Origin of the sequence: Leucobacter sp. NPDC015123, assembly GCF_043080205.1 — a bacterium.
GTDB classification, from domain to species: domain Bacteria; phylum Actinomycetota; class Actinomycetes; order Actinomycetales; family Microbacteriaceae; genus Leucobacter; species Leucobacter aridicollis_A.
The window spans coordinates 449,787-470,702 of sequence record NZ_JBIBVH010000003.1 but is presented as its reverse complement, the minus strand read 5'-3'; the positions used below and the strand labels follow the sequence as shown (position 1 = coordinate 470,702).

At 62.6% G+C, this 20,916-nt stretch carries 18 protein-coding genes, 1 tRNA gene and 1 pseudogene; 8 read left to right on the top strand and 12 right to left on the bottom strand.

Annotation, left to right across the window (positions count from 1 at the left end):
• Nucleotides 1–179: 179 nt before the first annotated feature.
• The gene (locus ACF07D_RS08940; RefSeq protein ID WP_391504652.1) at nucleotides 180–497 is read left to right on the top strand and encodes a helix-turn-helix domain-containing protein; all 318 of its coding nucleotides are present in this window, start codon (nucleotides 180–182) and stop codon (nucleotides 495–497) included.
• A 41-nt stretch (nucleotides 498–538) separates the two neighbouring features.
• On the opposite strand, the gene ACF07D_RS08935 is transcribed toward ACF07D_RS08940, so the two are convergent.
• From ACF07D_RS08935 to ACF07D_RS08920, 4 genes are all read right to left on the bottom strand, one after another.
• Nucleotides 539–1,132 (bottom strand): ATP-dependent Clp protease proteolytic subunit, encoded by a 594-nt coding sequence (locus ACF07D_RS08935; RefSeq protein WP_119284025.1) that lies wholly within the window; start codon nucleotides 1,130–1,132, stop codon nucleotides 539–541.
• Complete coding sequence (locus ACF07D_RS08930) at nucleotides 1,129–1,779, bottom strand: ClpP family protease (RefSeq protein WP_391504651.1); 651 nt, start codon at nucleotides 1,777–1,779, stop codon at nucleotides 1,129–1,131. The genes ACF07D_RS08935 and ACF07D_RS08930 overlap by 4 nt, the downstream gene beginning before the upstream one ends.
• Before the next feature lie 71 nt (nucleotides 1,780–1,850).
• On the bottom strand, nucleotides 1,851–2,057 hold the full coding sequence (locus ACF07D_RS08925) for a hypothetical protein (RefSeq protein ID WP_391504650.1): 207 nt from the start codon (nucleotides 2,055–2,057) through the stop codon (nucleotides 1,851–1,853).
• 32 nt (nucleotides 2,058–2,089) lie between these two features.
• Nucleotides 2,090–2,476, bottom strand: coding sequence for a hypothetical protein (locus ACF07D_RS08920; protein WP_119284022.1), 387 nt, complete (start codon nucleotides 2,474–2,476; stop codon nucleotides 2,090–2,092).
• Nucleotides 2,477–2,542: 66 nt separating this feature from the next.
• Here ACF07D_RS08920 and ACF07D_RS08915 point away from each other — a divergent pair, with 66 nt between their 5' ends.
• A complete protein-coding gene (locus ACF07D_RS08915; protein WP_119284021.1) occupies nucleotides 2,543–3,913 on the top strand; it encodes an FAD-binding oxidoreductase in 1,371 nt (456 codons plus the stop codon).
• 90 nt (nucleotides 3,914–4,003) lie between these two features.
• Here ACF07D_RS08915 and ACF07D_RS08910 read toward each other — a convergent pair whose 3' ends face one another.
• The 4 genes from ACF07D_RS08910 to ACF07D_RS08895 are packed head-to-tail and all read right to left on the bottom strand — an operon-like array spanning nucleotide 4,004 to nucleotide 9,241.
• On the bottom strand, nucleotides 4,004–5,320 hold the full coding sequence (locus ACF07D_RS08910; protein ID WP_391504649.1) for an aminotransferase class III-fold pyridoxal phosphate-dependent enzyme: 1,317 nt from the start codon (nucleotides 5,318–5,320) through the stop codon (nucleotides 4,004–4,006).
• 48 nt (nucleotides 5,321–5,368) lie between these two features.
• Nucleotides 5,369–6,850, bottom strand: a complete 1,482-nt coding sequence (locus ACF07D_RS08905) for an NAD-dependent succinate-semialdehyde dehydrogenase (RefSeq protein ID WP_391504648.1) — start codon at nucleotides 6,848–6,850, stop codon at nucleotides 5,369–5,371.
• A 29-nt stretch (nucleotides 6,851–6,879) separates the two neighbouring features.
• A complete protein-coding gene (locus ACF07D_RS08900) occupies nucleotides 6,880–8,124 on the bottom strand; it encodes an aspartate aminotransferase family protein (RefSeq protein WP_391504647.1) in 1,245 nt (414 codons plus the stop codon).
• A 43-nt stretch (nucleotides 8,125–8,167) separates the two neighbouring features.
• Nucleotides 8,168–9,241, bottom strand: a complete 1,074-nt coding sequence (locus ACF07D_RS08895) for an isocitrate/isopropylmalate dehydrogenase family protein (protein WP_391504646.1) — start codon at nucleotides 9,239–9,241, stop codon at nucleotides 8,168–8,170.
• Between the two features lie 398 nt (nucleotides 9,242–9,639).
• Between ACF07D_RS08895 and ACF07D_RS08890 the strand changes: the two genes are divergently transcribed.
• The 3 genes from ACF07D_RS08890 to ACF07D_RS08880 all read left to right on the top strand — a co-directional run bounded on the left by ACF07D_RS08890 (nucleotide 9,640) and on the right by ACF07D_RS08880 (nucleotide 12,594).
• Nucleotides 9,640–10,686, top strand: coding sequence for a TRAP transporter substrate-binding protein (locus ACF07D_RS08890; protein WP_391504645.1), 1,047 nt, complete (start codon nucleotides 9,640–9,642; stop codon nucleotides 10,684–10,686).
• A gap of 94 nt (nucleotides 10,687–10,780) precedes the next feature.
• On the top strand, nucleotides 10,781–11,314 hold the full coding sequence (locus tag ACF07D_RS08885; protein WP_119284015.1) for a TRAP transporter small permease: 534 nt from the start codon (nucleotides 10,781–10,783) through the stop codon (nucleotides 11,312–11,314).
• Between the two features lie 2 nt (nucleotides 11,315–11,316).
• Nucleotides 11,317–12,594 (top strand): TRAP transporter large permease, encoded by a 1,278-nt coding sequence (locus ACF07D_RS08880; protein ID WP_119284014.1) that lies wholly within the window; start codon nucleotides 11,317–11,319, stop codon nucleotides 12,592–12,594.
• A 415-nt stretch (nucleotides 12,595–13,009) separates the two neighbouring features.
• On the opposite strand, the pseudogene ACF07D_RS08875 reads toward ACF07D_RS08880, so the two are convergent.
• From ACF07D_RS08875 to ACF07D_RS08865, 3 genes and pseudogenes are all read right to left on the bottom strand, one after another.
• A pseudogene (locus ACF07D_RS08875) lies at nucleotides 13,010–13,771 on the bottom strand (SDR family NAD(P)-dependent oxidoreductase).
• A gap of 74 nt (nucleotides 13,772–13,845) precedes the next feature.
• Nucleotides 13,846–14,520, bottom strand: coding sequence for a GntR family transcriptional regulator (locus ACF07D_RS08870; protein WP_391504644.1), 675 nt, complete (start codon nucleotides 14,518–14,520; stop codon nucleotides 13,846–13,848).
• Between the two features lie 420 nt (nucleotides 14,521–14,940).
• Nucleotides 14,941–15,022 (bottom strand) — tRNA-Leu (locus tag ACF07D_RS08865).
• A gap of 141 nt (nucleotides 15,023–15,163) precedes the next feature.
• On the opposite strand from ACF07D_RS08865, the gene ACF07D_RS08860 reads away from it, so the two are divergent.
• On the top strand, nucleotides 15,164–16,540 hold the full coding sequence (locus tag ACF07D_RS08860) for a DUF222 domain-containing protein (protein ID WP_391504643.1): 1,377 nt from the start codon (nucleotides 15,164–15,166) through the stop codon (nucleotides 16,538–16,540).
• A 103-nt stretch (nucleotides 16,541–16,643) separates the two neighbouring features.
• Here the strand turns inward: ACF07D_RS08860 and ACF07D_RS08855 are convergent, their stop codons facing one another.
• Nucleotides 16,644–17,513, bottom strand: a complete 870-nt coding sequence (locus ACF07D_RS08855; protein ID WP_391504642.1) for a TIGR00645 family protein — start codon at nucleotides 17,511–17,513, stop codon at nucleotides 16,644–16,646.
• Between the two features lie 340 nt (nucleotides 17,514–17,853).
• On the opposite strand from ACF07D_RS08855, the gene ACF07D_RS08850 reads away from it, so the two are divergent.
• Together ACF07D_RS08850 and leuC are read left to right on the top strand one after the other, a co-directional pair.
• Complete coding sequence (locus ACF07D_RS08850; protein ID WP_391504641.1) at nucleotides 17,854–18,936, top strand: TerC family protein; 1,083 nt, start codon at nucleotides 17,854–17,856, stop codon at nucleotides 18,934–18,936.
• Nucleotides 18,937–19,456: 520 nt separating this feature from the next.
• Nucleotides 19,457–20,914, top strand: a complete 1,458-nt coding sequence (leuC, locus tag ACF07D_RS08845; RefSeq protein WP_255807861.1) for a 3-isopropylmalate dehydratase large subunit — start codon at nucleotides 19,457–19,459, stop codon at nucleotides 20,912–20,914.
• Nucleotides 20,915–20,916: the final 2 nt, after the last annotated feature.

Below are 20,916 nucleotides of genomic sequence, written 5' to 3'. Positions count from 1 at the left end.
ACCGAGGGGCAGCCGGGCTTCGAAGGGCTGCCGAGCTTCGAGAGTCTGGCGGGCCTCGCGAGACGGTGCGGCATAGTCCGCGCCGGCTGGTGACCGGACGCCCAGTTCATGGGAGGGATGCCCCCGCTACTGGCGCCAAGAGTCCACTGCCCTTGTGGCGCCATATGCTTGGGGCGGAGATGCGCAGGCTCCGCCACGATCGCGGAGAGACGCTCAGCGACACTGCGAAGCGAGCCGGCGTATCGCCCCAGTATCTTTCAGAGATGGAGCGGGGGAGCAAGGATCCCTCGAGCGAGATGATCGAGGCCGTCGCCGGCGCGCTCGAGGTTACCCTCCTCGATCTGACGCTCGCCGTCACGGAAGCGTTGCGGGTCGGGGAGGCCAGATCCGGATCAGTGGCCGCCGTGTCTGTAATCAGCGGGTCGCCCGCTCCACGTTCAGTTGCACGTTCTGCCCGTCTAACATCACTAGCCCCTGTGCTCGCGCTCGCCGCATAGGCTGACAAGAGCGCCCCGAACGACCCCGTCGTGCGCTGAGACTATCTCTCGACGATGATCCGATCGAGGAGGCCATACTCAAGCGCCTCGGTCGCCGTGAAGACACGGTCATGGTCGGTGTCGCGCCGCAGCTTTTCAGTCGACTGCCCGGAGTGCGCCGCGAGCACACTCTCGAGGTCTGCGCGCAGGCGCACCGCCTCGTCAGCCTGCAAGATGAGGTCAGGGATCGTCCCGCGCCTGCCCTCATTACTGGGCTGATGGAGGATCACGCGGGTGTGAGGCAGCGCCATGCGCCTCCCGGCGGCTCCCGCAGCGAGCAGCACCGCTCCGACCCCGACCGCCTGGCCGACGCAGGTCGTGGCGATGGGCGCCCGCACGTAACGCATGGTGTCGTAGATCGCGAGCATGGCGCTCGGGTCGCCGCCCGCGCAATTGATGTAGATGTTGATGTCTGACTCGGCGCCACCGGCGTCAAGATAGAGGAGCTGGGCGATGACTGCGTTCGCCACACCGGCGTCGATGGGGGTGCCGAGGTAAATGATTCGTTCTCCGAGCAGGTGCGAGTAGACGTCCATTATGCGATCTCCACGCGGGCTCTGCGAGACAACGTTTGGAATCGTGTAGCTCTCGCTCATCGTGTACCCTCCGGGGTCTCGTGTGCGCGTGCACTTCTGTCACGTGAGAATCCAGCATGCGCTGTCGTGCTCGGCATCACCTCGTCGAACGACGCAACAATGCCGTCGATGAAGCCATACTCAACCCCCTCCGCAGCCGTGTACCAGTGGTCGTGAAGGGAATCCTCGAAGATCCTGTCAAGCGGCTGGCCGGTGTCGGCGCTCGTGAGACCGAGGACTGTGTCGCGGGTGTGCCGAAGGTGCGCAGCCTGAAGCTCGACATCGACAGTGGTGCCGCCAATTCCCGCCGAACCCTGGTGCATGAGAATGCGGGAATGGGGGAGCGCCAAGCGCTTTCCGCGGGTGCCTGCCGTGAGCAGGAACTGACCCGCGCTGTAGGCGATCCCGAGCGCGAGGGTTGAGACGTCGTTTGGAATGATCCGGATCAGATCACGGATCGCAAGCATCGCAGGCACCGAGCCGCCCGGCGAGTGAATCCACAGCGCGATGTCCGCGGAATGGTCTGCGGCCGAGAGTGCGACAAGCTGGGTCGCGAGCAGCACGCCGTTGTCATCGTTGAGTTCGCCGTCGAGTACGAGCACGCGGCGCTCGAACAGTTCGCGTCGGTACGGGTCGGTGAAGAGTGGTGGCTGAGATGATTCGCTCATGCCTCAAGCCTCGCTCCCTCCGCAGCAACGGTCGAGCGATTCTGCTGGAGGCAGCGCTGCTGTGAGCGGCGCTATGCGCTCGAACGCTCCTGTCCAGGAGTCGGCCCAGGAGTCGGCCCAGGAGTCGGGCCATGCAGAGCGTGTTGCTCAGCTGCGTGCTTTCGAAGGGCCGAAAGCACGGCAGTCCTGATAATCACCCAGAGGGCGGCGCCGATGAGAGCAAAAATGAAGAGCTGCACGAACAACGTGCGGGCGAAGAACATAATGTCTGGGTACATGACCACACCCTAGGGCGCGTCCTTCGCGAGTGTCACGTTCCCGAATGGCTCCCTGCCGACGGGGCGGCGTCAACGACACCGAAGAAGCTAGTACCAACACCATAGACGAATGAGCGCTCTGCTCCCACGACTGGCTGGGGCAGTTCACCTGCCTCGTGGGTGTCGCACGCGAGGAGCGAGAAGACGGGCCACCACTTCTTCGGGCGGGTGATCTCCTCCACGCCGCAGACCGCACACGTGAGCGTCTGCCAGACCGGCTTCTTCCCGGTGCGGTTTGCCCGCGACTGAACGAGCCAGGCCGGCGGGTCGGCGGCGATCTTCTCGAGCTCGACCTTGCTGATCTGCGAGGGAATCCCGTGGCGCTTTGCCATTTCCAAAGGAATATCGAGATGGATCGCGGCTTCGTAGCGGGTAGGCATACCCCCAGGCTACGCTGTTGCCTGTCGCACAGTGGCGTGCGGGGAACGAATCGAGCAGGACAGCATATGATCAACGGCAAGGTTTCTCACTGGTGGCAGCAGGTTGGGGTGCCGGCGGCCCGGCCGGAACTGCCCGGCGCGCTCGCCGCAGACGTCGCCATCGTTGGAGCGGGCTACACCGGACTGTGGACCGCGTACTACCTCAAACAGCGGCGCCCTGACCTTCGAGTCGTCATCGTTGAGCAGCGCCACGTTGGCTACGGCGCCTCGGGCCGAAATGGGGGCTGGCTCACGAACGCCATCACCGGTGGACGCGAGCAATACGTCGCCGAGCACGGGCGTGATGCGGCCGAGCGCTTTCAGCTCGCGATGAACGCGACGGTTGACGAGGTGATCCGCGTCGCCGCGCACGAAGGCATCGACGCCGACATTCAGAAGGGTGGCGAGTTCAACGTCGCCTACACCCCGGCGCAAGAAGCCAGGATCCGTGCGTTTGCAGCGTCCGAGCAGACGTGGCGCTCGACGGATTTGCAGCTACTCGAAGCGCCCGAGGCCATGGCGAAGATCAACGTAGCGAACACTCGCGCGGCGGTCTGGCATCCCCACTCGGCACGGATACAGCCCGCGAAACTCGTGAAAGGCCTTGCTGACGCGGTTGAGCGGCTCGGCGTCGAAATCTACGAGAACACGCGCGCTGTCGAGATCACCCCGGGCAACGTGCGTACGACTCACGGAGTGGTCACCGCCGAGATTGTGGTGCGCGCGACCGAAGGGTTCACTGCAGGATTGAAGGGGCTCAAGCGCCTGTGGCTACCAATGAACTCGTCGCTCATCGCGACCGAGCCGCTGGACGCAGCCGTCTGGGATGAGCTCGGCTGGGACAACGGTGAGGTGCTCGGCGACTTCGCACACGTCTACATGTATGCGCAGCGCACCGCTGACGACCGCATCGCGATCGGAGGTCGCGGTGTGCCCTACAAGTGGGGATCGGGCGTTGACCTTGATGGTGAGACGCCGCCCGAAACTGCGCGGACGCTGGCGGCGATCATGCAGCGGTTCTTTCCCGCGACTGCAGGGGCGGAGATCGAGCACCTCTGGTCTGGCGTGCTCGGGGTGCCTCGGGACTGGGCAGCGACAGTCGGGCTCGATCGCGCGACGGGTCTCGCCTGGGGAGGAGGGTACGTGGGAACGGGTGTGACGACTACCAACCTCGCCGGTCGGACCCTCGCGGATCTCATCCTCGGCAACGACTCGGATCTCACAGACCTGCCGTGGGTTGGGCACCGGGTGCGCAAGTGGGAGCCGGAGCCGCTGCGCTGGATCGCCACCAAGGGGCTCTACGCGGCATACGGGGTCGCTGACACGGCGGAGGATCGCGGACGACGCACTACATCGCCCATCGCAACGATCGCGGACGTCGTCACCGGGAGAAACTAGCTGACGCGACGCGTGTCTCGCCATGCTCTCGCGAGCACGTTGGGGCGTTCACCGGGACCCCGGTGAACGCCCCAACGTGTGATTGCGGTGCTACAGGGCAGAGAACGCAGTATCGAGAATGCTCAGAGCCTCGTCGATGAGCTCGTCGCTGATGTTCACCTGCGGGAGCAGGCGCAGGACGTGACCGTCGCTGCCACCCGCCATGACCAGCAGGCCGTTCGCAAGCGCGGCCTGGCTGACAGTGGCAAACGCCGGGGCGTTGGGCTCGCCATCGGCGTCGACAAGCTCGATGCCAAACAGGGCGCCGTGGCCGCGGACGTCTCCGATCACCGGGTACTTCTCCTGGAGCTGAGCGAGACCCGCGCGCAGCCGCTCGCCGATCTCGGTTGTGCGGTCCATTGCGCCCGGAGCGGTGAGCTGCGAGAGTACCTCGATCGCGGCCGCGCAGGCGACAGGGTTGCCGCTGTAGGTGCCGCTCAACCCGCCTGCGGGAATCGCGTCCATGATATCTGCGCGGCCGGTCACGGCCGACAGTGGAATACCTGCGCCAATCGCCTTTGCGGTGACGACGAGGTCGGGGACAAACCCGAAGTGCTCGCTCGCAAACAGCTTGCCTGTACGCCCGAGCCCGGTCTGGATCTCGTCGGCGATCACAACAATGCCGTTGTCGGCGCACCACGCCTGCAGCGTCTCGAGGTAGCCAGGAGCGGGTACGACGATGCCCCCCTCGCCCTGAATCGGCTCGATCACGAGGCAGGCGAGGTTGTCTGCGCCTGAGATCTTCTCGAGCGTCTTGATGGCCTTCCGCGCGATGACCGACCCGTCTTGTTCACCATCGCGGAACGGGTAGGAGTTCGGTACACGGTAGATCTCGCCGGCGCGCGGGCCGACTCCGGTTGAATACGGCTGTGCCTTGTAGTTCATGCCGAGTGTGAGATTTGTGCGGCCGTGGTAGCCGTGCTCGACAACCGCGATACCGTTGCGGCGGGTGAAGGATCGCGCGATCTTTACTGCGTTCTCGATCGCCTCGGCGCCGGTCGTGCTGAGCACCGACTTCTTCGCGAAGTCTCCCGGCGTGATCTCGCCGAGGAGGCGCGCGACCTCCGTGTAGAGCTCGTACGGGGTGACAGTGAACAGCGTGTGCGTGAATGCCTCGAGCTGCTCGCGCATCGCGCCGACTGCCGCCTCATTTGCGTGGCCGAGCGACGTGACACCAATGCCGCACCCGAAGTCGATGAACTCGTTTCCGTCGAGATCGGTCAGGATCGATCCGTCGGCCCGTTCAATGTAGATCGGCATGTACGACCCGACGGAGGCCGAGACATGCTGCTGACGCGCTGCGTGAGCACTCTGCGACCGAGGCCCGGGGACCGCCGTCGTCACGCGATTGGGATAGCTGTTGGACATAGTGGGTTCTCCTGTTCTGAGATGTGTTGAGATGGCTTCGTTGCCGAACTAAGCGGTGTCTCGGCGTGCGATGTTGTAGAAACGGATCTCCTGGTACTCTTCGAGCCCCTCGTGGCTGCCCTCGCGGCCAAGTCCCGACTGCTTCATGCCGCCGAAGGGCGCGGCGACGTTTGACGGCACGCCGTTGTTGATGCCGACAAGCCCGGTCTCGAGCCTGTCGGCGACGTTGAGAGCCCGGTCGAGGCTTTCGGTGAAGACGTATCCGGCAAGCCCGAAAGGCGTTCCGTTGGCGAGCGCGATTGCCTCGTCCTCCGAGCCAAAGCGGCTCATTGCCGCGACCGGTCCGAAAATCTCAGTGTTCGCGATGTCTGAGTCGCCGGGCACCCTGTCAAGCAGTGTCGCCTCGAAGAAGTAGCCCGGCTCGTCGGGCGCTGCGCCACCTGCGCGAAGCTCGGCGCCGCGATCGGTCGCGTCTGCGACGAGCGCGGTCAGACGGTCGACTGCGCGGCGGTCGATGACAGGTCCCAGGTCGGCTCCTTCTGCGACGGCGTCTCCGAGCTGAACGCTTGCCATCTTCTCAGCCAATGCTTCGGCGAACGCGTCGGCGATCCCGTCCTGCACGAAGATCCGGTTCGCCGCTACGCATGACTGGCCACCGTTTCGCATCTTTGCGAGGAACACGCCCTCGACAGCCCGCTCCAGGTCGGCATCGTCGAACACGAGCACCGGTGCGTTGCCGCCGAGCTCCATCGAACTCTTGACGATGTTCTTGGCGGCGAGGCCCATAAGCGTCGAACCGACCTCGGTGGAACCAGTGAATGAGATTTTGCGAACTCGCGGGTCACCGAGAACGGCCTCGCTGAACGGCCCGGGGTTCTTCGTTGTGACGATCCGCATGAGCTCTCGCGGCACGCCAGCCTCCGCCATGAGCTCGACGGTGAGAAGCGTGGTGAGCGGGGTGAGTCCGGCAGGCTTGATCACAGACCCGCAGCCCGCAGCGAGCGCGGGGGCGATCTTGCGAGTAATCATGGCCATGGGGAAGTTCCACGGGGCGATGAGCAAGGCGAGACCGACGGGAGCACGCTTGGTGAGGATCGTCGAACCGCCAGCCGGGTTCTCGCGGTACCCGCCTGCGGGTCGGAGCAACTCGTCTGCGTACCAGCGAACGTAGTCAGATGCGTACTGGACTTCGCCCTGCGCCTCGGCAAGCGTCTTGCCCATCTCGCGACTGATGACGAATGCGAGCCTGTCGCGGTTGGCCATGAGATGAGCGTAGACGCTGTGCAGTACGTCGGACCGGTAGCGAGGCGTGGTTGCCGCCCATGCGCGCCCGGCCTCGTCGGCGATCGCGACCTGCTCGACCGCGTATTCGGCGGAGTAGCTCGGGAGGGTCGCAATTCGCTGCTCTGTAGACGGGTCGAGCACGGCAAACTCATCTGCGCTGGGCTCATGGTTTGCGAAACCGGGGAGGGTTTCGAGTGCGGCGGTTGAAGCTGCGAGGCGCTCTGCGGATGCGCGTAGCACGGTCATGGTGACTCCTTGGGGTGTGGTGCTGAGGGTTAGTTGCGGTCGAGGACTGTGCGAATCGCGCCGACGAGGTCGGTGAGCTCCTGCGGTGTCGCGATAAATGGCGGGCTAATCTGGATCGTGTTGCCGTTGAGCGGTCGGGTGATGAACCCCAGGTCGAGAACTGCGTTGGTCACGGCTTCGGCGCTCACCGACTCTGCAAGTGAGACCCCTCCGAGGAACCCGCCGACGCGGGTCTCGGTGACGAGCTCGTGCGAGTTGAGATCGGCGAGCAGTGTTTCCAAGGTGCTTTCGAGCGAGCCCGCAGCCTCGACGAGCTCCTCGCGTTCCAGGATCTCGATGTTCTTCAGCGCGATGGCAGACGCGGTAGCGTGACCGGAGTACGTGGTGCCGTGCCTGTAGATAGGGCTGTCCGAACCGCGCTCAAAGAACGGGGCCCACAAGCGAGGTGCTACGTAGATGCCGCCGAGTGCCGCGTAGCCCGAGGTCACGCCCTTTGCGAACGTGACGATGTCGGGTTCGAGGCCGTACCGAGTAGTCGCAAACATCGACCCAGTTCGGCCGAAACCGGTGATGACTTCGTCTGCGATGAAGAGAATGTCGTGCGCCTTGCAGAGCCGAGCCACTTCCTCGAAGTAGCCATCCTGGGGTGGGTGGACTCCGCCTGTGCCCATCACCGGCTCGGCGATGTACGCTGCGATGTTTTTCGCGCCAATGCGCTCAATCTCTGCCTGGAGCGCAGCAATGTCATGCTTCGGCACACGAACGGTGTCGGGGACGAGAGAATCAACTCCGAAACCATCCCGATTGAAATCGAGACCTGCGACGCTCGTGCCGTAGGCATGGAGGCCGTGGTACGCGTGCTCGCGGCTAATGATGACCCGCTTCTCGGGCTTGCCCGTCAGCGTCCAGTATCGGCGCGCTAGCTTGCACGCAACATCGATCGAATCGGATCCGCCGCTGTTAAGAATGACCTTTGAATCGGCGATTGGTCCGATCTCAACGAGCTTTTCTGCGAGTTCAACCGCGCGGTCGTTCACGTACCGGCCGAAGACATGATAGGTCTCGAGCTTGCGCATCTGATCGTAGGCGACCTGCGCCATCTCCTCGCGACTGTGGCCGATGTTTGTGTGCCACAGCCCTGCGGTGCCGTCGAACAGTCGCTGACCGGTGGCAGTCGTGAGATACGAGCCCTCGGCGTGAGCCACGACAATCTGGTTGCCGACAATCGAGGGGATGTGGGCTTGAGCGCTCCACAGCGATGGGGTGCGTGTCATTGGTTCTTCCTTTGTGAAACGGGGGAGTCGTGGCGTGAAGTGGTTAGATGCCGAGTTCGCGGAGAAGTGCGTCCTGCACCTCGCCGGTGCGAAGCGAACCGCCGATGTCGGGCGTGGTTTCGCCAGATGCGACGAGCGCGTCCATGGCCGTCCGAATGCGCTCGGCAGCGTGGTGTTCGCCCAAGTGTTCAAGCATCATGACGCCGGAGCCGAGTTGGGCGAACGGATTCGCAATACCCTTACCAGCGATGTCGGGGGCCGAGCCGTGCACTGACTCGAACATCGACGGCGTATCTCCCGCGGGGTTGATGTTGCCCGAGGCCGCAATTCCGAGCGATCCGATCGTTGCTGATGCCAGGTCTGACAGGATGTCCCCGAATAGGTTCGAGCAGACGATCACGTCGTGTGACTGCGGTCGGAGCACGAGCTCTGCTGACAGCGCGTCGATGAGCACGCTGCGCCACTCCAGATTCGTGTGCTGTTCGGCGACCTCGCCTGCGATCTCGTCCCAAAACGTCATTGTGTGAATGATGCCGTTGGACTTGGTCGCGCTGGTGACTTTTCCGCTTCTACGGTGTGCGAGATCGGCTGCGTACTCAACGACCCGTGAGACGCCCCGGCGGCTAAAAATAGCCTCTTGTGTGGCGAATTCAAAGGGAGTGCCGGCTGCGAAGCGGCCACCGATCTCTGAGTATTCTCCTTCTGAGTTCTCACGAACAATCATCAGGTCTATGCCGGCCGCGTTGTGCAGGGGAGTGCGGAGTCCGGGTACGTACCGCACTGGCCGGAGATTGATGTACTGATCGAACTCGCGTCGAATCGGAATGAGTAGGCCCCACAACGTGAGCGCATCTGAGAGCCCCGGGTCGCCAACCGCTCCAAAGAAGATCGCGTCGGTGCCGCTGAGGAGGTCAAGGCCATCTCCAGGCATCATCTCTCCGGTAGCGCGGTAGAACGCGGAACCCCAGGGGTGCTCTTCCCAGTCGATACTGAATCCCTCTTGCCGGGAGACCCCGTCGAGGACGACTCGAGAGACGTCCACTACCTCGGGGCCTATACCGTCGCCAGGGATGCTAGCGATGCGGTACTGCCTTACCGTGCGATCTTGCGTGGTCACGCTGTGAGCCGCCTTTCACTGTCGTAGTGCTCGTGACGTTGAGAAGTCGGGAGAAACAACTCTGTGTCGCGACTCTCTAACTGTATTACAGTAACACAGGCTAGCTGTTCTTGGCGCCCGTCTTTTGGGAGCGGTTTCGTGAGGCAGGGACTCGTGTTGGTTTCGGATGCAGCGGCTTGTGCTGGTGCTGCCGGATCCCCGCGGTCCGACCCCGGGCGCATGTGGCGGTCGACGGGCAGGAGTTTGGTAACGATTCGCGGAAGTTTGAAAAAATGGTCACGACAATCGCAAGACTGTATTACAGTATAACTTGCGAGCGGGGCGGCTTCACCGATGTTGTGAGCCCCGAACGCTGATGGCCGATAGTCGGCCACAGAGACCAATGGAGGTTCCCCACAATGTTCTACCGCAAGGGTGCAGTGGCACTCGGGATTGTTGCGGCGCTCAGCCTGGCCGCGTGCGCGCCAGCTGGTGACAGCGGCGCAGGCAAATCCGAGGGTGAGAGCTACACAATCAAGTTCGGCAACGTCATCTCTGCCGGGGATACGCAGAACCAGGCGTACGACTACTTCGCAGAACTCGTGAGCGAGCGCTCTGACGGGCGCATCACGGTCGAGGTGTACCCTGACAGCCAACTGGGTGGCGAGCGCGAGATGATCGAGGCTGTGCAGGCAGGCAACCTGGAGATGACTGCGCCGTCTGTTGGTGTTCTTGCAAACTTTGACGACTCGCTCCAGGTCTTCGACTTCCCATTCATTTTCGAAGACGCTGAGACAGCGTACAAAGTGCTCGATAGTGAGATTGGTGACTCGATGCTCGAGGGCATTGAGGAAAGCGGGCTCACCGCTCTCGGTTGGGGAGAGAACGGGTTCCGTAATCTCGCCATGACCAAGGAAACCATCACGGCGCCAGAGCAGATCAAGGGCAAGAAGCTGCGCACGATGCAGGTTCCCATGCACATCGCGTTCTGGGAGAGTCTCGGAGCCTCGCCAACGCCAATGGCATTCCCGGAGGTCTTCACTGCCCTGCAGCAGGGAGTCGTTGACGGCGTTGAGAACCCGTACGAGTTGCTCTACTCCGCGAAGTTCACTGAGCCTGCAGCGAAGCTCACCGAGCTGCGCTGGATCTACGACCCGGAGGTTATCCTCATCGGCTCGTCCTTCCTGGAAGGACTCCCCGAGGCAGATCAGGAGATCATTACCACGGCGGCGGACGACATGATCGTCAAGCTCAGGGAGTTGAAGGCTGGCATCAACAGTGAGGTGCGCGGCAAGATCGAGGCAGATGGCGGCACAGTGGCCGACCTTGATGAGGCCGAGCGCCAGGCTTGGATCGATGCGGCAGTGCCGTTCTATGCGTCGAACGCCGCAAACGTCGACACCGAGAAGTTGAAGGCAATCCTCGAAGCGGCAGGCAACACCACCTTCCTTGACGCCATCAAGTAAGCGATTCGCTTCCGGAGCCGGCATCGAGTGCGATGCCGGCTCCGGCCCATCGGGCTTACCAGCGCCCATCGGTTTGTTATAGAAAGCCATCCACATGCTCAAACGCATCCTGCGTCACCTCGACGACTACGTCGAGGTCTATCTCGCATCCGCGGCGCTCGTGATCTTCACGGTGCTCGTGGTTGCACAGGTCATCATGCGCTACCTGTTCGGCTCCCCGCTCGTCTGGTCAGAAGAGATTGCTCGATTCGCGCTCGTCTGGTTCGTCTGGATTGCCGGTAGTTATGCGGTGAAGTACCTGCGGCACGTTCGGTTCAACGTCATCGTTGATCTCATCGGCTCCAGAGTCCCGATCGCGCAGCGCGTGATCCGGATCGTCGTGTTCGTGCTCTGGCTCGCGTTCCTGCTGCTCATGCTCGTGCTCTCGTGGCAGCAGGTACTCCAGCAGGTCGCGAGCGGCCAAGTGTCGCCTGCCGCCCGGATTCCCATGTCATTTGTCTACTTCGGGCTCACGCTCGGCATGCTGCTCATGTCGTTCCGGGTCGCGCAACACACGGTGCTCGCGTTTGTCGACATCGTGAAGCACCCCAACGAGCCCATCCCTAAGTCCCAGGTGGAGGTCGACTGATTATGGGTCTCGCAATTCTCTTCCTCGTTTTTGCGCTCCTGCTTGTGATCGGCATGCCGATCGCGTTCGCGCTTGGTATCTCCTCGGTGCTTGCCGTGCTTGCTACGGGCGTCATCCCGGTGAGCTACCTCACGCAGACCATGTTCGGTGCCGTTGACTCCTACCCGCTGCTCGCGGTGCCGCTGTTCGTGCTCTCGGGCGTGATCATGGAGTACGGCGGGCTGTCGCGCAGGCTCATTGACGTCGCGAAGGCGTTTGTCGGGCACATCACCGGCGGTCTCGCTGCGGTGGCGCTGCTCGCGACGACCGTGTTCGCCATGTTGTCTGGGTCGGGCCCCGCGACGGTCGCAGCAATCGGCGGAATCATGATCCCTTCGATGATTCGCGAGGGATACAGCCGTGGCTACAGCGCCGGCGTGCTCGCGACCGCGGGTGGCGTTGGTATCGTCATTCCCCCAAGCATCCCGCTCGTCATCTACGGCATCACCACGAACACGTCCATCGGCGACCTGTTCATGGCGGGCTTCGTCCCTGGCCTCATCATCGTCATTGTGTTGTATTTCGTGAGTCGCTACTACGCAAAGAAGGGTGGCTTTGGTACGGGGGTACCCAAGGCCAGCTGGAAGCAGCGGGGTCGCGCAATCTGGGATGCCAAGTGGACGCTGCTCATGCCGATCGTCGTGCTGGGTGGTATCTACGGCGGCGTATTTACGCCGACAGAAGCAGCCGGTATCGCTGTCGCGTACAGTGTGGTGCTCGCGCTCGTCTACCGCGAGGCGAAGCGCTCGGACATCCCTCAGATGTTCAAATCAACGCTACTAATCTCGGGCATGATCCTCGTTATCATTGCGACTGCGTCAACGTACGCGCGCATTCTGACTGTCGAGCGTGTGCCAGCGCTCGTGTCCGGCTGGCTTGGAACGCTCGCGGTGCCCTTCTGGATAATCCTCCTCGTGATCCTTGCCCTGTTGCTCTTTATGGGCATGTTCATGGAGACTCTTGCGGGCATCATTCTGATGGCGCCGATCCTGGTTCCGGTAGTTACTGGATTCGGAATGGACCCGGTGCACTTCGGTATCGTCATGATCATGGCCTCGATGATTGGGTTCGCGACCCCACCGGTTGGCGACAACCTGAACGTCGCCTCGGCGATCAGCGGGCTGTCAATCGAGAAGGTGAGCCTTGCGGCGCTGCCGTACGTCATTGCCCTCATCGCGGTGCTCGTGGTTATCACGTTCGTTCCGCAGATCAGCACCTTCTTGCCGCAGTTGATGAAGTAACGCATATTCCCGAGACACGCTGCTCCCCAGCGCCAGCCCGACAGGCTGATGCTGGGGAGCAGCGTTGTTGTGCGTCCCACCAGTACCGGGGAGTACTGCTGCCCCGCGGGATCTGGCGTGCTGCGCGCGATGCGCATCACCAGTGGGGCTTACTGAGCGCGAGCTCGGGTAGATGTGGGCTACTTCGCTGAGCAGCTTGCCAGTCCGCGTTCAAGGGCCGCTCCGGTGTCGAAGCGGAGCCCGCCCGCCAGGGCCTTCCCGGGAACCGCCGGGGCGCACCGCCTCTTGAGTACCCGGCTAGAGGGGGACGCGTTCCATGCGTGGCAGTGCGCTGGCCGACGACTTGGAAGCGTCTGGCGGTACGTGGTTGCGGCGCTGCTTGCGTCGTGACCGAGTGAGCGCGCGGGAGTGGCCCCTATTGGGCGAGGTAGCCGCCATCGACCGGGATCGACACTCCGGTGAGGTATGCGGCGGCAGGACTCGCGAGGAACACAACGGTCGAGGCGACGTCTTGTGTCTCAGCGATCCTTCCGAGCGGAATTGCGGCGGACACTTTCGCGGCTTCCGCCTCGGGGGAGGGAAGCGCGGCAAGCCACTCATCGTAGAGCGGCGTGCGGGTCATTCCCGGGGCAACTGCGTTGACCCTAATGTCGTGGCGGGCGAGCTCGACGGCCGCAGCTTTGGTGAACGCTAGCATTGCCCCTTTCGACGCACTGTAAATGCCCATTGTCGGTACGCCGATGCTCGCAAGTCGCGAAGTGACGTTGATGATCGCGCCTCCGGTGCCGTGCTCTGACATGCTGCGCGCCGCGGCGATGAGGAGATTCATTGGCGCAAACGTGTTGGACTCAAACGTCTCGCGGATCTCCTCATCAGTGACTGCGAGGAGGTCATTAGTGTGGTCCACGGCTGCGTTGTTTACGAGTACGTCAAGTGGCCCAAGCAGCTGTGTGACCTGCTAGACAAGGGCGAGTGGAGCGTTGGGCGCGCGCAGATCGCAGTTGAAGAAGGTTGCGCCGGCGCCGAGATCGCGCGCCAGGGCATTTCCGCGTTCCTCCGAGCGGCCGCTGATCGCAACTGTGAACCCGTCGAGGTGCAGTTTTCTAGCTATCTCGGCCCCAATGCCCGAGGTTGCCCCGGTGATGAGAGCGACTGGATTCTGTCTGCTGCGGTGCACGTCTGCCCCAAACTTCGATGTCTGCAAATACACATTCGACACACTGTCGTAAACCTGTATAACAGTATCGCATTTTAGTTGGCCGTGTTGAGCTCCCGCGTCAGGTGATGAATCAGGAAGTCGCGTGACTCATCGAGATGGGAGACCCAGGCGCGCTTTACCTCGGCCACCGTTGCGTCACCCGCGAGGAGCTGGAAGAGCTCTTGGTGCTCTTCGTAAGGTGACCCGCCACGCCCAAAGTGCGTCTCGGGGAGCGCGAGCAAGAGCCTGATCTCGTTGGTGATGCCGGCAAAGTAGGAGCATAGGCGTTCGGATCCGCCTGCTTCGACGACAGCCAGGTGGAACCCCGCATCTGCCTCCGCAACTTCGGCCCATGCAGGCGAAGGGCCGAGGTTTGAGAAGCGCTCGAGGGCTCGTTCGACCTTGTCTAGCGGCGCTTTGGTTCGCTTCGCAGCGCGCACCGAATCGATTTCAATAAGCTTGCGCACCCGAAAGATGTCGCGAACCTGGTTGGGGTCAAATGTTCGGACACGGGCGCTGTAGCCAGGCTCGCGGACAAGCATTCCCTCGGCGATGAGTTGCTGCACGGCAATTCGCGCAGTGGGGCGCGCAATGCCGTATTCGTCGGCGATGAGCGTGTCCTTGACTTCGGCTCCGGCTTCGTAGGCGCCGGCAAAGAGGCTTTCGCGCAGGCGATTTGTAGCCGCTTCAGCGACTGAGATCGTCTGCAGGGGTTCCTTTGTGGCCACTGTTCCTCCTCAGGCAAGGCTGGGCATAGCCTATCAAACGTAGTGTCTCTCCGTATTACAGTGAGTCACCGTGTTGCTCGGTTGTCAACTGGCATCCTGGGCGCTGCCGTCGCGATGCGCCCTTATTGTCCCGGTGCGCCTTATTGTCCCGGCGAGCTGCCGTCCCGGTGAGCTGCCGTCCCGGTGAGCTGCCGTCCCGGTGTGCTGCCGTCCCGGTGTGCTGCCGCCGTGGCGTGGGGTTTAACGGTGTTGTAGCGAGCGCACGTTCAGGGCATTCTCGCTGCAGGAACTGGTGCTCGGGTGGAGTTGACGCCGGAGCGTTGCTGTACGACCGTGGTGTCGCTCATTGGTTTCCGCGCGCCCCGGTCAGATGGCTTGGTTGCGGACCTTGCGTTGCCGGGCGCGGGAAAACTCCTGCTGTGCGCGAGGGGGGACTTGAACCCCCACGTCCGAAGACACTGGAACCTAAATCCAGCGCGTCTGCCAATTCCGCCACTCGCGCAGGTGCCGAGAACGGCACCGGTCTAGACTACCGGGTCGCGCGCTGCGAATTTGCCACTTTGTGTGCGCCTTCCTTGCATTGCTAGTCTCCGCGGGGGATCAGCGACGAATAAATGTCGGTGGTGCGTGAAGTAATGTACACATGACTTCAAATGGACGGTTTACCAGTCAGCAGCTCGCCGACATCGACAGCGCTGTTCGGGTGCTCGAAACCCACGAGGGTGAGAAGCGCCGCCTCGAGGCGGAGCAACTTGCCGCGTTGGCGAGGGCCCTGCAGCAGGTGTTTGGGCGAGGAGATCCCAAGAAGGGGGCGCCTGACCGTGAGCTCGCGTACCGATCACTCAGGCTTGAGGTGGCGACTGCGCTCAACGACAGCGAGCACAACGCAGAACGGTTGCTTTCAACCGCCTTTCTTGCGCATGAACACTTCGCGATGTCCCTCGACGCGTTGCGCAGCGGAGAAATATCGCTTGGACATCTCCGTGTTCTCACCGAAGAGGGCTCGCCGCTCGAGACCGGAAACGAGTCACGGGACAAGGCGCGCAGGCTTCGCTATGAGGGTGAGGCCCTTTCCTTTGCGAAGGAGGAAACGCCAAACAGACTGCGACCAATCGCGCGGCGACTCGCCGCTGCTCACTCCGAGGATTCGTTGGAGGAGCGGCACGAGGCGGCGCTCAGGCGACGAAGCGTTCGTGTCGTCGCGCTCGATGACGGTATGGCTGACCTGATCGCGCATCTGCCGGCCGAAGACGCATACGCGATAAAAGATAGGATCGCGGCGATCGCGAAGCGTGCGATAGCCGGCGTAGGTGAGGCCGAACTGTCTCCTGCAGGCATGACGTTTACCTCAGCAGGGGTGTTCCCCGCGGCAAACAGCCCGAGGCTGGACGGCCCTGCGCCGGGTAGGTCGGGGCGGTCGAGCGATGAAGTGCGAGCAGATGTTCTACGTGACCTGTTGCTTGGGCGAGACTTAGATCTCCTGGAAGAGGGCAACGCGGGCGGATCAGGTTCGGGGCGCGACGCCAACCTACATGAGTGGGATCAGGTGCGAGCGCACGTGCAAGTCGTGATTCCTGCCCATGGCGTACCTGAACTCGTCGGATACGGGCCGATCGACAGCGCGACAGCGGCGAGACTCGCCGCTGGTGCGAAAGCCTGGGAGCGCGTAACGGTCGATGACGCGGGCAGTGTCCTCGCCGTTGATCGCTATAGACCGTCCGCTGAAATGACTCGACTTCTGGTAGCTCGCGATCTGCATTGTCGAGCCCCGGGCTGCCGAGTACCCGCAAGCAGGTGTGACACAGACCACACCGTAGATGCGGCACTTGGAGGCGCGACCTCGACCGCTAATCTAGCGCACCTCTGTCGTGGGCACCACACCCTCAAACACCATACGGACTGGAAAGTGGAGCAGGAGCCGGAAGGCGTGATCAGATGGACGAGTCCAACCGGGCGACAGTACCGGGATAGGCCCCCGAGTCGGGTGAGGTTTCGTCGAAGCGGCACCGACGCTGCGTAGTGCTCGGGCATCAGGTCGGGGAGGAGTCACACCCCAGTTCCCCGTTCCAACTGGCGTCGAGCTACTACCGTTCTTCGGCCGGGGCTGAAGTATCCGAGTGAGGCTACAAGCGGTTGCCGTCGACGATCTCGGGGCCTGCAGGCAGCGCCGTGCCAGCCGGGATGCGAACAGTCACGAAGCCCTCATGGGCCGACGCGATCGAAGCCTCCGCGGGAGCCGGAGGTGCAGTCTGGGCTGCAGTCGAGCTTGCAGCTGGAGCCGCAGCCTGCCCTGCAACCGAAACCGAAACGCCATTTGGTGCCTGGGTTGCGAGGTCGGCCCCCGAGAGCTGCGCCTCAATCGCGCCGGCAGTGACTTCGTCACGCTGGACAGCGGGGTGGTGCTGCGCCATCTTGTCGATCCAAGCTAGCGCGAGGGCCGACACGATGAAGGCGAGGTGGATCACGACCTCCCAGAACACGCCGTCGTTCGAGTAGATGACTTTGCCCTTGGCGTCGACGACGAGGCCATCCTCCATGCGTCCGACCTCGATAAAGGTCTTCAGTAGATGGATCGACGAGATCGAAATGATCGAAACGGCAAGTTTCACCTTCAAGAGGTTCGTGTTGACGTGGGACAGCCACTCGGGCTCGTCGTGGTGGCCCTCCACGCGGATCTTCGACACGAACGTTTCGTACCCGCCGATGATAACCATGATGAGCAGGTTCGCAATCATGACGATGTCGATGAGAGCGAGTACGGAGAGCATCACGTCGGTCTCAGTGATCTTCCCCGAAATGATCACGTTCTCGAACAGATGCCATAGCTCGACGAAGAACAGTACGACGTAGACGCCCTGCGCGATGATAAGCCCCAGGTACAGCGGCGCCTGCAGCCAGCGGCTCGCAAAGATAAACGCTGCGAGGGTGCGCGATGCGGCGCCGGGTCCACGAGCAGTGCTGCGCTGAATCGGTGGCGTCGAGCGATCGTTCACGGTGGTTCTCCATTGGGGCTCAGAGCAAAAGCTGGAAGCGAGAAAAATAGAGTCATATGTTATCCCAGGGTGTCTCTGTGAGCCTGTGGGGAACAGAAAGTGAGCCTGTGGGGAACAGAAACTTTTCCTAACGCCAAGCGAAAGCGCGCGCGACGCGGTCGTTGCGAGCTATAGTTGATCACTGCGAAGGGGAGTATTCCACCTCGCTCGTATCGTCAATACGCCACGCGAAGACCGCGCGGCCGGTGCGAGCGCGGAGCAGCCCGCTGGGGCCAGCGCCGGGAAGAGACTTTCGGAGTTTCGCGCACCCTGCGCCAGCCCGAAGGAGAATGTCTCTACCGTGACAACCGCCCTACCTCTCTGGTTCGAAATTGGATCGATGGTGTTGCTCACCGTCATCCTGATCGTCGACCTGCTGCTGATCATCAAGCGACCCCACGTTCCGTCTATGCGTGAGGCAAGCCTCTGGGTCGGCTTCTATGTGCTGCTCGCGCTGCTCTTCGCCGGCGCCATATATATGCTCGGCGACGCCCAGCACGCGACGGAGTTCGTTGCAGGTTGGCTTACCGAGTACAGTCTGTCGATCGACAACCTGTTCGTGTTCGTGCTCATCCTTGGAGCATTCAAGGTTCCGAGCGCCTACCAACAGCGGGCGCTCATGATCGGCATCGTACTTGCGCTCATCTTCCGTGGAATCTTCATCCTCGTTGGCGCCGCAATCATTGAGCGTTTCATCGCGGTCTTCTTCATCTTCGGCGCGTGGCTCATCTGGACCGCGTGGCAGCAAGTGAAGCCCGGCGGGCACGAGGAGCAAGGCGACAGCTGGCTCATCCGCCAGGTCAAAAAGGTCATGCCATTCAGCGACGAGTATGACGGCGGCAAGCTCCGCACAACCGTTGACGGCAAGCGCATGTTCACGCCGTTCCTGCTCGTGCTTATTTCCCTCGGGGCGACGGACCTCCTGTTCGCACTTGACTCGATCCCCGCGATCTTCGGCATCACGCAGAGCCCGTTTATCGTCTTCACTGCCAACGTGTTCGCCCTGATGGGCCTGCGCCAGCTGTACTTCTTGCTCGGCGGTCTCCTCGAGAAGCTTCCGTACCTCAAGTACGGCATCGCCGCGATCCTCGCGTTCATCGGCGTCAAGCTGATTCTGCACGCGCTGCACGAGAATGAGCTGCCGTTTATCAACGGTGGCAATCACGTGCCGGTGCCTGAGATCAGCACAGGCATGTCGCTCCTCTTCATCCTCGCCGCAATGGTGATCTCGACGGTTGCCAGCGTACTGAAGGCACGCCAGGTCGCGCGGGCAACCGGCGAAACGCTTCACCTCGGAGCGGCAGAGCCGCACGTCGACCCTCACGGGGGCGCGGGCTCGGCTCGTGACGCCGGAACAGATGGCGGCCAGAGCAAAGCGGAATAGAGCAGAGCACTTCAGAGTAGTTCAGGGCAGTTCTGAGCAGAGCAGAGCAGAGCAGAGCAGGGCAAAGCTGCGCGGTTCAGAGCAAAGCAGTTCAGTGAATTGGGTGCGGTAGCCGCCGCAGCCGTGACGCCTGCATTGAGGCCGCTCGAAGCCCCAGTATGGGGGCTCGGGCGGCCTCGCAGTTCTCACTTCATTTCGTGGTGTGGTCACTTCGTGGTGTGGTCACTTCGTGGTGTGGTCACTTCGTGGTGTGGTCACTCCGTGGTGCGGCCACTCCGTGATGCAGTCACACGAAGAAGATGCGGTGATCGCCGCTGGCGACAAACCTGAATGTGACAGCGGGAATTGATTGCATCGGCCGAGTGTTAGACTCTTCATCATGCGTCAGCGGCACCTTCTTCTTCGTGGCCGCGACGGGATCTAGCCAACGGCCGCCCGTCGCGGGGTTCTTGCACGGCCGATTCACTAGCGCGCGCCACCGTTGTTTGCGCGTTGCAAAGCAAGAGAATGAAGAGAAGCAATGACTGATTCGAAGCCCCGTACGCTGGCAGAAAAGCTCTGGGACGACCATGTCGTCGTCAAGGGGGAGGCCGGGGACCCCGACCTCATCTACATCGACCTGCACCTCATCCACGAGGTCACGAGCCCGCAAGCGTTTGACGGCCTGCGCGTCGCTAATCGTCCGTTGCGTCGCGTCGACCTGATGATCGCGACTGAGGATCACAACACCCCGACGCTGAACATCACCCGGCAGATCGAGGATCCGACGAGTCGCGTGCAGATCGATACGCTCCGCAAGAACGTCGAGGAGTTCGGTGTGCGTTCGCACCCGCTCGGTGACAAGGAGCAGGGCATCGTCCACGTCGTCGGCCCGCAGCTCGGACTGACTATGCCAGGAATCACGGTAGTGTGCGGCGACAGCCACACCTCTACGCACGGCGCGTTTGGTGCCCTCGCATTTGGGATCGGCACGAGCGAGGTCGAGCACGTCATGGCGACGCAGACGCTGTCGCTGAAGCCGTTCAAGACCATGGCGATCAACGTCGAGGGTGAGCTCCGGCCCGGCGTTACGGCGAAAGACATCATTCTCGCGGTGATTGCGAAGATCGGTACCGGCGGTGGCCAGGGGTACGTGCTCGAGTACCGGGGATCGGCGATCCGGAACCTGTCGATGGACGGCCGCATGACCATTTGTAACATGTCGATCGAGGCCGGCGCCCGCGCGGGGATGATCGCGCCCGACGAGAAGACCTTCGAGTACGTGAAGGGCCGCGAAGCCGCACCGACGGGCGCAGACTGGGACGCGGCCGTTGAGTACTGGAAGACCCTGCCGACGGACGAGGGCGCGGTGTTTGACGCCGAAGTCACAATTGACGCAGGCGCACTGGAGCCGTTCGTGACCTGGGGGACCAACCCCGGCCAGGGCGTGCACCTGAGCGAGACTGTACCGAACCCTGCAGATATCGCAGACGCCAACGAGCGCGCCGCCGCCGAGCGTGCGCTCGAGTACATGGATCTCGAGGCCGGGACCCCGATGAAGGAGATCAAGGTTGACGCGGTCTTCATGGGTTCCTGCACGAACGCCCGACTCGACGACCTTCGCGAGTTCGCGAGCATCATCAAGGGCAAGCAGAAGGCCGAGGGCGTCAGGTTGATGGTCGTGCCTGGTTCGGCGCGCGTACGGCTCGAAGCTGAAGCCGAAGGAATCGACAAGATCGTCGAGGAGTTTGGCGGCGAGTGGCGCTTTGCGGGCTGCTCCATGTGTCTCGGTATGAACCCTGACCAGCTTGAACCGGGGGAGCGCTGCGCGTCGACCTCGAACCGCAACTTCGAGGGCCGCCAGGGTAAGGGCGGTCGGACCCACCTCGTCTCGCCGCTCGTTGCGGCGGCGACAGCTATCCGCGGCACGCTGTCGAGCCCGTGGGATCTGCAGGCTGATGCGCCCGGAGTCAGCGCGAACGAGAAGGTGGAGGCGTAATC